The organism is Candidatus Thiodiazotropha sp. CDECU1 (assembly GCF_963455295.1).
GTDB lineage: Bacteria > Pseudomonadota > Gammaproteobacteria > Chromatiales > Chromatiaceae > Thiodiazotropha.
In genome coordinates this window covers 3,393,065-3,405,070 of the sequence record NZ_OY734020.1, presented here as the reverse complement: position 1 = coordinate 3,405,070, position 12,006 = coordinate 3,393,065, and the positions used below count along the sequence as shown (strand labels likewise).

General features: G+C 42.4%; 11 protein-coding genes. 8 read left to right on the top strand and 3 right to left on the bottom strand.

The genetic code is table 11. The features are described from left to right. Window positions 1-9 precede the first annotated feature (9 nt). The 4 genes from R2K28_RS15460 to R2K28_RS15445 all read left to right on the top strand — a co-directional run bounded on the left by R2K28_RS15460 (window position 10) and on the right by R2K28_RS15445 (window position 4,542). On the top strand, window positions 10-852 hold the full coding sequence (locus R2K28_RS15460; protein ID WP_316365776.1) for a polysaccharide deacetylase family protein: 843 nt from the start codon (window positions 10-12) through the stop codon (window positions 850-852). A gap of 136 nt (window positions 853-988) precedes the next feature. Next, window positions 989-2,053: a FemAB family XrtA/PEP-CTERM system-associated protein gene (locus tag R2K28_RS15455; RefSeq protein ID WP_316365775.1), complete on the top strand. Its 1,065-nt coding sequence runs from the start codon at window positions 989-991 to the stop codon at window positions 2,051-2,053. A gap of 12 nt (window positions 2,054-2,065) precedes the next feature. After that, entirely contained in the window at window positions 2,066-3,271 is a 1,206-nt protein-coding gene (locus R2K28_RS15450; protein ID WP_316365772.1) for a DegT/DnrJ/EryC1/StrS family aminotransferase, read from the top strand. Between the two features lie 68 nt (window positions 3,272-3,339). Further along, window positions 3,340-4,542: a carboxylate--amine ligase gene (locus R2K28_RS15445; RefSeq protein WP_316365770.1), complete on the top strand. Its 1,203-nt coding sequence runs from the start codon at window positions 3,340-3,342 to the stop codon at window positions 4,540-4,542. A 25-nt stretch (window positions 4,543-4,567) separates the two neighbouring features. Here R2K28_RS15445 and R2K28_RS15440 read toward each other — a convergent pair whose 3' ends face one another. The 3 genes from R2K28_RS15440 to map form a co-directional block, all read right to left on the bottom strand. Next, a complete protein-coding gene (locus tag R2K28_RS15440; RefSeq protein ID WP_316365767.1) occupies window positions 4,568-4,960 on the bottom strand; it encodes a hypothetical protein in 393 nt (130 codons plus the stop codon). 276 nt (window positions 4,961-5,236) lie between these two features. Next, on the bottom strand, window positions 5,237-7,870 hold the full coding sequence (gene glnD / locus R2K28_RS15435) for a [protein-PII] uridylyltransferase (RefSeq protein WP_316365765.1): 2,634 nt from the start codon (window positions 7,868-7,870) through the stop codon (window positions 5,237-5,239). Window positions 7,871-7,892: 22 nt separating this feature from the next. Next, entirely contained in the window at window positions 7,893-8,669 is a 777-nt protein-coding gene (gene map / locus R2K28_RS15430; RefSeq protein WP_316365763.1) for a type I methionyl aminopeptidase, read from the bottom strand. 307 nt (window positions 8,670-8,976) lie between these two features. Here map and rpsB point away from each other — a divergent pair, with 307 nt between their 5' ends. The 4 genes from rpsB (at window position 8,977) to frr (ending at window position 11,986) form a co-directional block, all read left to right on the top strand. Continuing rightward, entirely contained in the window at window positions 8,977-9,711 is a 735-nt protein-coding gene (gene rpsB, locus R2K28_RS15425) for a 30S ribosomal protein S2 (protein WP_316369758.1), read from the top strand. Between the two features lie 96 nt (window positions 9,712-9,807). Further along, the gene (gene tsf, locus R2K28_RS15420) at window positions 9,808-10,692 is read left to right on the top strand and encodes a translation elongation factor Ts (RefSeq protein ID WP_316365761.1); all 885 of its coding nucleotides are present in this window, start codon (window positions 9,808-9,810) and stop codon (window positions 10,690-10,692) included. Window positions 10,693-10,704: 12 nt separating this feature from the next. Beyond that, window positions 10,705-11,427 carry a UMP kinase gene (pyrH, locus tag R2K28_RS15415; RefSeq protein WP_316365759.1) on the top strand — a complete coding sequence of 241 codons (723 nt, stop codon included), beginning with the start codon at window positions 10,705-10,707 and terminating at the stop codon, window positions 11,425-11,427. 1 nt (window position 11,428) lies between these two features. Next, complete coding sequence (gene frr / locus R2K28_RS15410) at window positions 11,429-11,986, top strand: ribosome recycling factor (RefSeq protein ID WP_316365758.1); 558 nt, start codon at window positions 11,429-11,431, stop codon at window positions 11,984-11,986. The last annotated feature ends 20 nt before the right edge of the window (window positions 11,987-12,006 follow it).

The window sequence follows — 12,006 nt, the reverse complement described above, 5'->3', positions numbered from 1 at the left end:
CAGGCTATTATGGTAGATCCTGCCAATTTTGATATGCACCTTAGTATCGTAACAAAATTATTTACAATAGAAGATACTAAAGGGATTGCAGATATTTTAAATAATAACGCTAAGATATCTGAACCTAAATGCATAATTACCTTTGATGATGGATGGTCTGATAACTATGAGTATGCATTTCCATTACTTCAAAAATATCACTGTCCTGCATTAATATTTGTTCCCGTAAATTACATCTCATCAACGTCAACATTTTGGCAGGAAAGGCTTGGGTTCTTGATATGGAAATCAACTGAAATCAATACCGTTGACTCACGAATAACTCTGAAAAAATACGGAATGGATAAATTAGATGAAAAAAACAAGCAATCAAGCATCATGAATTATGTCAGGTCGCTTAAATCACTATCGTATAGGGAAATCGACACTATTATGAGTGATTTCTCTCAAATGATCAGCTTAGATGAGGTTTCATCAGTTGATAAGCATATGTCATGGGAAGAATTAGTTGAACTGAATTCAAACAACATTCAGATAGGATCGCATGCATGCAGCCACAAAATATTGACCCAACTTGACAGTAAAGAGATATATGAAGAGTTGAAGCAATCAAAGACAATCATCGAAGATAAATTAAGAATTAAGGTAAAAGATATAGCCTATCCGAACGGAAATTATAATAAAGAGATTGGAGAAATCGCAAAAAAAACTGGGTATGAGTTGGGTTTTGGTACCACCTTTGGTCATGTTGATAGCAGTGTAGATAAATACAATCTTAAAAGAATCAATATTAATGACGATATTGCAGATAGTAAACCTATGTTTCTTGCAACAATATTAGGAATATTTTAGATATATTTTAATGTTTTCGATCGATTTAAATATCACATGTCTTTGTGTGAGATCGGATCAATACATGTTTATAAGGTATATTATATCCAAATATATTATGTGAATCGATATCATTTCATTATCAATAGAAATCCATATGAATGGCAGCTATATGAACCAAAGTAACATCTCCATAAAATTATATAATGCAGATGAATCGAATCGAGAAAAATGGAATTCGTACTTAAAAGAGAACAATCATGCGAATTTTTATCAATTATTTGAGTGGCAATTAATAAATTCTAGGTATTTTAAACATGATGTCTCTAATCTGGTTGCGGAAAAAAATAACGAAATAGTAGGTGTTTTTCCGTTTGTATCGTTAAAAAGTCTGATATTCGGTCATGTAATTTGCTCAATGCCATTCGTGAATTATGGATCAAGCTGTACAGATACGATTGAAATTGAAAAAGAATTAATACAATTTGCCTGTCAAATGGTAAATGACAGAGATGCTAGATATCTTGAGATAAGGAGCCAGAAACCTTCTGAAAACAGTTTAAAGGAATCAACAAATAAAATATCTCTAACAATAAATCTAGATAGTGAAAGCGAAAATATATGGAACAATTACAAATCAAAACACAGAACAAACATAAGAAGGGTATATAAAAACGGGATAACTGTAAAGAAAGGGGGTGAGGAGCTCTTAGCGGCATTCTACAAGGTCATTTCAATGTCATGGAGAGACTTGGGCACTCCTATATATTCCATCGAATATTTTAAACAAATATTTAAATACTTCAAAAATGATATTAAAATATTTGTTGCGTATAAGGATGAAATCCCTGTGGCGGCTGCTTTGAATGGCTACTATAAGGGAACGGTAGAAGGTATGTGGTTGGGTATAAACAATGAATTCAGAAAATACCAACCTAGTTATGTTCTATATTGGGAAATGATTAAAGATGCTTGTGACAGCGGTTATAAACAATATCATCTAGGACGATCAAGCGTTGATTCCGGGGGTGAATCATTCAAGAAAAAATGGAATGCCGATGTTCGACAGCTTTACTGGCAATTCTATCTCAACACAACAGACGAATTACCAAATCTCAACCCTTCAAATCCTAAATACAAACTGGCGATCAGGGTATGGAGAAAACTGCCGTTAAAAATCACTCAATTGATCGGGCCACTAATATCTAAGTACATCCCATAAGGCGACTTTACTGTGTTCAAGTATATTGCTCCAAGTGGTTCACCCATCAATACGTCTGAATTATTATACTGGTTAGTATGTTACTTACTATCTATCGATAAACGTCAGGAGATAAAAAAAGAAATTAAAAGTAAGTACAAAGTTGATAATTGTTTTCTGTTCTCTACCGGCAGGGGAGCAATGACAACTTTGTTAAGTTCTCTAAAACAGCTCAAGCAAGATAATTCAAAATACGAAGTAGTTATACCTGCATACACATGTTATTCAGTAGCAAGCGCTGTGATTAATGCGGGTTTAAAAATCAGATTATGTGACGTAGATCCAAAGACTTTGTCATACAACATAGAACAGTTGAATGATTTACCTTTTGACAATGTGTTATGTATGATAACAGCAAATTTATATGGTATTCCCAATCAACTGAATGAATTAGAAGAAATCGCAAATGCAAACGACATATATTTGGTTGATGACGCAGCGCAATCATTTGATGCCAGCTATGCTGGAAGGCAGGTTGGAACCTTTGGTATAGCTGGTCTATATAGTTTCGATAAAGGAAAAAACATTACTTCAATTGATGGTGGCGTACTTGTCACAAATAACAGTCAGCTGGCGGATATTCTTGAGAATAGATACAAATTATTAACTAATGTATCTGCAAAACATAGTCTGATTACTGCACTAAAAGTATTTATATATTATACTTTTTTAAACCCCTTTCTTTATTGGTTGCCGGCCTCTCTTCCTTTTTTAAACCTAGGAAAGACCAGATATGAGGAGAAGATTGAAATTCAAAAATATCCTGCAAAATTAGCTCCTCTTGCATTGAAGCAGATAAAGAGGTCGAAAGATATTATGGATATAAGAGTAAATAATGGCTTATGGTATAAATTAAATATACAAGAAAACAAGATAGTAACGAAGATTAATGAATTTAATACAACTAAACCTGCTTATTTACGATATCCCTTAATGATTTCAGATCCAATTACAAGAAATACGCTAATAGTGAACGGTAAGAGATATGGATTGACCGTATCATATCCGAAGTCATTAAATATGCTCAAAGAAATACAAGAGTATATCGTTAACAATAATACATTTGCAGGTGCAGAACAGATATCACAACAAATTATTACTTTGCCAACTCAAATGTATATAAAAAATGAGGATAGAAAAAGTATAAATAATCTCATATATAATTCTCAGCATTCATAAAATAATATATAATTACATAGCTAGATAAATATTCGTGACTAAAATAATTAAATTTAAAATAAAGATCAATGAATATAATTAAAAATATTTTAGTTACAGATGGAAATAGCAGAGCGGCGCTTGCAGTTACAAGGTCATTAGGTTCTAAAGGGTACAAGGTTTTTGTAGCTGATAGTGCGGAGACATCACTGGCATCCAATTCAAAATATTGTTCGCAATCTATTGTTTATCCAGACCCTGTAAACAATTTCAATGAATTTTGCTCATCAATAAAAAAAATTGTCAATGAGTTCAAAATAGATCTTATCATTCCAGTAACTGATGTTTGTGTTTTTCCAATTTCAAAATTATTTAAGGACAATGAGTTAAACTGCATCACACCTATAGCAAGTGATGAGACTGTCAGTCTGGCCGCTAATAAAAGTAAACTTATAAAAGTGGCTGAAGAATTAGGTGTAAATGTACCTAATTCTCAAATAATTGAATCAAAAAATGATATCTCAATTGACTACGCTGATATTACTTATCCAATTGTTATTAAACCCTCCCGATCAAGAGTTATGATTGATGGTAAATGGCATTTCACCAGTGTTACTTATGCAAAGACAGGAGAAGAATTATCTACAATTCTAAAAAACACGCATCAAGAAATTTATCCAATAATTTTACAAGAGAGAGTGCTTGGCAATGGTGTTGGTGCATTTTATTGTTACAAACACGGTAAGTGCATTGCTAAATTTGCACATAAGAGAATTCGAGAAAAACCACCATCTGGCGGTGTGAGTGTACTAAGAGAGAGTGTAGAAATTGACCCACTGATAGACAAGCACAGCCAATTACTGTTAAGTCATTTAAATTGGCATGGTGTGGCAATGGTAGAATATAAAAATGATGAGAATAGGGGTATACCATACTTCATGGAAATCAATGGAAGATTCTGGGGTTCTTTACAACTTGCTATAGATGCAGGTGTTGATTTTCCTGATCATCTAGTCAGTATTGCGAAGAATATAGAAATATCAAATGCTCAAACGTATAAAGTTGGCATAAAAACACGCTGGCTGTGGGGCGATATAGACCTAATGTTAATGCTGCTCTTCAAGAGCGGTAATCAACTCAACCTTCCAAAGGACTATGGTCCTAAATGGAAGGTGATAATAAATATACTAAATCCATTTGGAAAAAATATGTTTTATGAGGTTCTAAGATTGAGCGATATAAAACCCTGGCTATTTGAAAGTAAACAATGGATAAAAAGTTTAAAAAAATAAACTTAAGGTACTCGACTGTATTTCATCAAAAAGGGATAGCATCTTTAAGTACAATATTGGATAACTCTCCTTCAACCCCTTCTGTATCGTAAACAGAGATAGCAAAAAAATAGCTTCCGGAAGAGGGAACTCCAATCCGATACTCATCAATACCGGCTTCCTGTAAATCAACTAACATTTTTAAATTGTCACTATCAGTACCGTAGTAAACCTTATAACCGGCAATATTGGATGAGATCAGATAGCTACCATCTTCCCTGGTCTTGGGAGGAATCCAGATCAGGTCCGTGTATGCGGTATACGTACCAGGAGTCTGAGTATCACTGCTAACATTGCTACCACCACCACCTCCACCGCATCCCTGAAGTGCAAAAAAAACAATAAAAATGATGATTGATAAAGTATGTTTGTGATACATAAGACTCTCCAATGAATCTATAGAGACATTGATATCACATAAGTTGTTCCAGGTTTAGTGAATAAATCCTGTTTAGTGAAAGATTACCACCACACTGTACAAAATATATACAGTAAAGAGCTGCGAAGCATTATCATAAAATAAGAATATAACGATAAGCTAAGCATCTAATCAGGACCCTCTACTTAATATGTTAATATCTTATTGCTTAAACTCAAGCCGTTTAGTATGACAAGAAAAAACTGTAAACAGATTATAGAGTTAACTTCTGATTCTTCACTCTGTCATTTTTTGTGTAACAGTGCTTCTGAGACAATTCAGTCTATCTTCATCCAATATTGGCCTGTCATCTCTATCCGTAATAAAAAATATATCTTCCACCTGTGCGCCGAGAGTGGTTATTTTTGAATGCTTCAGTCTGATTTTGCATTCTGCGAATGCCCGTCCAACATTGGATAAAAGTCCAGGACGATCCATTGTTACCAAGCGCATGGCTGTTCTTTTCAGTTTTGGTTCCTGTGTAAAGTAGATAGAGGTTTTATTGTCGAAATGTTTATTTTTTCTAGGAATACGCCGACTCACCTTGAAAGGTTGGGTGCCTTCCAGGGAAAGGCCATCAGAGAGGGTTGTGATTATCTCATCGCTGCGGCGCCCGATTTCAACAGGGCTGCCATCCTGCTCAAGCACCAAGTATGAATTTAAAGAAAACCCATCAGTGGTACTCATTACCCTGGCATTGACAATAGACAGTGCGAGTTGATCGAGCATAGTGGTCGTGACTGCAAAAAGATTGTCTCTATCCAAGCAGTAAATGAGTACTTCACTACCGCCACGCTTTTCTGTCTGACGCATCTGTATCAGTGGTAAATCACTATTTGGTGTTTCTATTATTGCTTTAGTGTGACGTTTTATCGCATTTGGCGAATGTGTAAGAAAGTACTCCTTGGTGAAAGTCGTCCATAGATTACTGATATCTTCGCTAGAGATGTTTTGCTGCAAAAGTTGATGTAGAGCTGCGGTTTGCTTTTCCCGTATCAAATCATCCTGTGCAAGTGGATTATCGAGTCCCCTTAAAAGCGCACGTCGCGTTGCATTGAACAGATCCCGCAATAGTGAGTCTTTCCAAGAGTTCCAAGCTGCAGGGTTTGTTGCTCTGCTATCGGCAAATGTAAGCAGGTAGAGATAGGTTAATCGATTGATGTCGCCGACTAGTGAAGCAAAACTCTGTACAACTTCGGGATCGGTGATGTCCTTGCGTTGCGCAGTCATCGACATAACCAAGTGATGCCGCACAAGCCAAGCTACCAAGTGGCTGTCATATTCACTTAATTGATGTAATCGACAAAAATCGTAAGCGTCTATGGCGCCAAGTTCTGAGTGATTGCCGCCTCGCCCCTTGGCAATATCGTGAAATAGTGCAGCGAGATAAATTATCTCTTCCTTTGGTAGGGTATTCATCAGCTGTGTGCAGACAGGGTGTTCATCTGCATACTTTTTTGTTGTCAAGCGGCGTAGGTTTCTCACTACCATGAGTGTGTGCTCATCCACGGTATAGACGTGAAAAAGATCGTATTGCATACGACCGACTATATTTTCGAAGATAGGAATGTAGACAGCTAGTACACCATAGATATTCATGCGTCGCAGAGCACTGGTGATACCAACCGGTTGACGCAATATCTCCATAAACAGGCTTTTAGCACGTATGTCCTGGCGGAACTTTTCGTCTATTAAATAGGTATGATTGCGTATTAAACGAATAGTACTGGCTCTGACTCCCCTCAATTCAGGGTTTTCCTGCATAACCAGAAAAAGTTCCAATAGTGCAGTAGGGTAATTCTTAAATATATTTTTATGAGTGACTTCTAGAAAGTAGCCGCGTTTTTGAAAACGTTTGTTTATTTCAATCGGGTCTCCCAACTCATTCTTGAAAAGTATATCCTCCTGAAAATGTTGTAGTAACATTTCATTCAGTCGGCTCAACTCCATCACTGTGCGATAGTAATCACGCATAAAAAACTCAACTGCCATGTTGGCGTGATCTGCGTCATAGCCCAGATATGATGCGAGTGTGCGTTGGTGGTCGAAAAGCAAACGATCATCGTGACGACCGGTTAGCAGATGAAGTGCGAATCGAACCCGCCACAGATGCTCCTGACCCTCGATCAAAGTATGGTATTCAGCTTCCGTGAGAAAGGCATGTTCAACCAAATCGTGCAGGTTGTCGATTTTGAAATGGCGTTTGGCCACCCAACCTATCATATGGATGTCCCTCAATCCGCCGGGACTCTCTTTGATGTTGGGCTCCAGATTGCTGATAGTGTCGTCCTGTTTTGCGTGGCGAATACGTTGCTCATTCCATTTCGCCTCGAAGAAATCGTGGCTGTTCCACATCCGCTCAGGCCCGGTAGCCTCCAACATTGCAGTGAATAGTTGGGTCGAACCCACAAGACTTCGGGATTCGATCAGGTTGGTCATTACGGTGATATCCTGATCGCCCTCCCGCACACAGTCGTCGATTGTGCGAACGCTATGGCCGACATCAAGGCCAATGTCCCAAAGCAGGGTAAGAAACTCTGTCAGGGAGTCCTTGAAAGATTCAAACTGATCTTCGTGGTCGAGTAGGATCAGCAGATCAATGTCCGAAGCTGGGTGTAACTCACCGCGACCATAGCCTCCAACGGCCACTAGGCAGGCATCGATAGAGGTATCCAGATAGCGATTCCAAGCGCGTATCAGGATCTCATCGATCATTAGGGCGCGTTCCGCAACTAGCTTGCTGATGGGGGTTTGGCCGGTGGAGAAGCGTTGCTTAGCGCCTTCCGTATAGTGTTTCAGAATGACCTTGCAGGGTTGAATGGGGGAGCCATCCTCTGCGAACGCCTGATTCAGAGCCGAAAAATCTATCATTATATAACCAGCTCAATCCCAGCTATGGGACTTTGCCGTGCTCTTCATCCCGTAAGGTGAGTACTTCAAATCCATTATCCTTTACCAGTATGGTGTGTTCAAATTGTGCCGAGAGACTGCGATCCTTGGTTACCACTGTCCAACCATCAGGTTTAAGTTTCACCTGTTGTTTGCCTGCATTCACCATAGGTTCAATGGTAAAGCACATCCCCGGTTGTAGTTCAATACCCGTACCGGGTTGCCCATAGTGGAGAACTTGGGGATCCTCATGAAATTCCCGCCCGATGCCATGCCCGCAATATTCACGCACAATGGAGTAATTGTAACTCTCCACATGGGTCTGAATGGCATGACCGATATCTCCAAGGCGGCGTCCGGGTTTGACTTGATTAATCCCGATCCAAAGCGCCTGCTGTGTTACCTCAATCAACCGTTTGGCCAACACTGACGGTTGACCGATACAGAACATTTTACTGGTATCCCCATGAAATCCATCTTTTATGACGGTGATGTCTATATTGACGATATCGCCCTTTTTAAGTCTCTTTTCTCCGGGTATGCCGTGACAGACCACCTGATTTACCGAGGTACAGATCGATCTGGGAAAACCCCGGTAATTGAGCGGTGCGGGGATGGCATCCTGCTCATTGACGATGTAATCGTGACAGATTCGATCCAGTTCCAGGGTGGTTACGCCGGGCTGGACATGGGGGGCGATCATTTCTAAGACCTCCGCTGCCAGTTTTCCGGCAACGCGCATCTTAGCAGTCTCTTCGGTGGTTTTTATTGTGATACCCATTTGAAAATGTTTAAGAATCCGGGGAAATATAGGGGCTAGGGGGGTGCGGCGTGTTTGTCGCAACAAGCAGGTTATGGTATAAAACGCCCCGCCGAATCGCAAACGCTTCGGCAGACTAAATCCGCTGCTTAATTAAGGTATTGACAGCGGCAAACCACACACACATATCGACACATGGGCCTGGGTGCCACGGGATGTCGCGATTATAAGTAGTAATTACTTATAAATCAGTGTCTTATGGTTGGACCATGGGATATGTGGAGGTATAACCCGATACAATCAGGAGTCACTCATGAGTGAAGTATCAATGCGCCAAATGCTTGAGGCTGGCGTGCATTTCGGGCATCAGACCCGTTATTGGAACCCAAAAATGGGTTCTTACATCTTTGGTCATCGCAATAAGATTCATATCGTCAATCTTGAAAAGACCATGCCTCTGTTCAAGGATGCGATGAATTTCGTCGGTTCCCTCTCCGCTAACGGCGGTAAAGTTCTCTTTGTAGGTACCAAGCGTGCGGCACAGAATGTGATGCGCGAAGAGGCTGATCGTTGCGGCATGCCATTTGTTAACCATCGTTGGTTGGGCGGCATGCTGACCAACTTCAAAACCATCAAGCAGTCCATCAAACGCCTGAAAGAGCTGGAGGCGATGTTTGAAGACGGCAGTGTGGAGCAACGCTTCAACAAGAAGGAAGCGCTGGGCCTGAGCCGGGAGCTGGAAAAGCTGGAGCGGAGCTTGGGTGGAATAAAGAACATGAACGGCCTACCTGACGCACTTTTCATCGTCGATGTGGGGCATGAGAAGAATGCTGTTGCCGAGGCTCGCAAACTGGGTATCCCCGTGATTGGCGTGGTTGATACCAACAACGATCCAGATGGTATCGACTATGTGATTCCAGGCAACGATGATGCGATTCGTGCCATTCAGCTCTATGTACAGGGGGCTTCTGCAGCCATTCTCGAGGGCCGTGCGAGTGCCGCAACCATGGCTGGCGGCAACGGTACCGAAGAGTTCGTTGAGGTATCGGAAAGCGGTTCCTGAAGCATTGATTACGAAACGATTTAGCGGTTGTTGACCAAATATGCCGCTATCCGCAAGTAAGAATTTTTTAAGCTTATAATTTAAGGTAGACAGACTATGGCGATTACAGCCTCTCTGGTTAAGGAGCTGCGCGAGCGTACAGGCGCAGGCATGATGGAATGTAAAAAGGCACTGGTTGAGACCAATGGCGACATTGACGCCGCCATTGAGCAGATGCGCAAGTCCGGCCAGGCCAAAGCGGCCAAAAAGGCTGGGCGCATCGCCGCTGAAGGTGTGATTGTCATCAGCTTCAGCGAAGATTGCGGTCAAGCTGCGATGGTTGAGGTTAACAGCGAAACCGATTTTGTCGCAAAAGATGACAATTTCACCTCTTTCGCAAAGGCGGTTGCCGAGCGGGTATTGGTGGGTGCAGTGGATGATGTCACCGCACTGATGGAGTTACCACTGCACGAGGGCGAGGAGACTACTGTCGACCAAGCCCGAGAAGCGCTGGTATCGAAGCTCGGAGAGAATATGAATGTGCGTCGATTCTCCCGTATCCAAGCCAGCAGCGGTAAGCTGTCGAGCTATCAACATGGAGCACGCATAGGTGTCGTGGTGGAACTCGACGGAGGAGACGAGGATCTGGGCAAGGATCTGGCAATGCACATTGCAGCCACCAATCCGATCTGTCTCTCTGCGGATCAGATGCCCAAGGATCTGCTCGACAAGGAGCGTGAAATCGTCACCGCTCAGGCAAAGGAGAGTGGCAAGCCGGATGAGATCGTTGCCAAAATGGTGGATGGCCGGATGCGCAAGTACCTGGCTGAGAACACTTTGCTTGGTCAGGCCTTTGTCAAAGATCCGGACACCACGGTGGAAAAACTGCTGAAGAGCAAGGCTGCCACAATCGTTCAATATGCCCGCTTCGAGGTTGGTGAAGGCATCGAGAAGAAGCAGGAAAACTTTGCTGAAGAGGTTATGGCACAGGCGAAAATGTAACCTGGATAATAGATGACTGATCTGATTTGCCAACGCATTCTACTTAAACTCAGTGGTGAAGCCCTCATGGGAGGAGGGGATTTCGGTATTGACCCGGCTGTCATGCGGCGGGTTGCCGATGAGATCAAGGATCTGGTGAATGCAGGCATTCAGATAGGATTGGTGATCGGTGGCGGAAATATTTTTCGCGGCGCGGGTCTGGCCCAGGGTGGCTTTGACAGGGTGCGAGGTGATCACATTGGCATGTTGGCAACGGTCATGAATTCGCTGGCGATGCAGGATGCGCTGTCACGGATCGGTGTCGATGCTGTGGTATTTTCGGCGCTACAGATGCCCGATGTCTGTGAGACCTTCACTGCCAGGGATGCGCGACACGCGCTGCAAGACGGTAAGGTGGCTATCCTCTCCGCTGGTACCGGCAACCCCTATTTCACCACCGATTCGGCTGCCAGTCTCCGCGCGGTGGAGATTCAAGCCGATTTGATGATCAAAGCGACAAAGGTCAATGGCGTCTATTCGGCTGATCCGGTAAAGGATTCACAAGCTGAGTTTTATCCCCAATTGACTTATGATCGTGCATTAGCGGAAAACCTGCAGGTGATGGATGCAACCGCGATCGTGCTCTGCCGGGACAATGAGATGCCGCTACGCATCATGAATATCAATGATCCCGGAGCCCTTATGCGCTTGATGCAGGGCGAGGAGATTGGTTCACTAGTGGTAAAGGGTGGCTGACATGATAGACGACATTAAGAAAGATGCTAAAACCCGTATGGGCAAGAGTGTTGAGTCACTGGTGCATGAATTGGCCAAAGTGCGTACCGGTAGGGCTCATCCCAGTCTGTTGGATCACATTCGGGTTGACTACTACGGCTCGGAGGTGCCAATCAGCCAGGTCGCCAATATCAATGTGGAGGATGCGCGTACATTGACCGTGGTCCCTTGGGAAAAGCCCATGGTGGCAGTGGTCGAGAAGGCGATTCTTACTTCCGATCTGGGTCTCAATCCCATGAGCGCCGGTACCGTCATCCGCGTTCCCATGCCACCGCTGACTGAAGAGCGGCGCAAAGACCTGATTCGGGTTGTACGGCATGAGGCGGAGGGGGCTAAAGTCGCGGTACGGAATATCCGGCGTGATGCCAATCATGATCTCAAGGACCTGGTTAAGGAGAAGATGATTTCCGAAGATGACGAGCATCGTGGTCAGGATGTCATCCAGGACCTGACTGACCAGCATATTAAACAGGTTGACGAACTGTTGGCAGAGAAAGAGAAGGACCTCATGGAAATCTAATCTGTGGCCGTATACAGCAT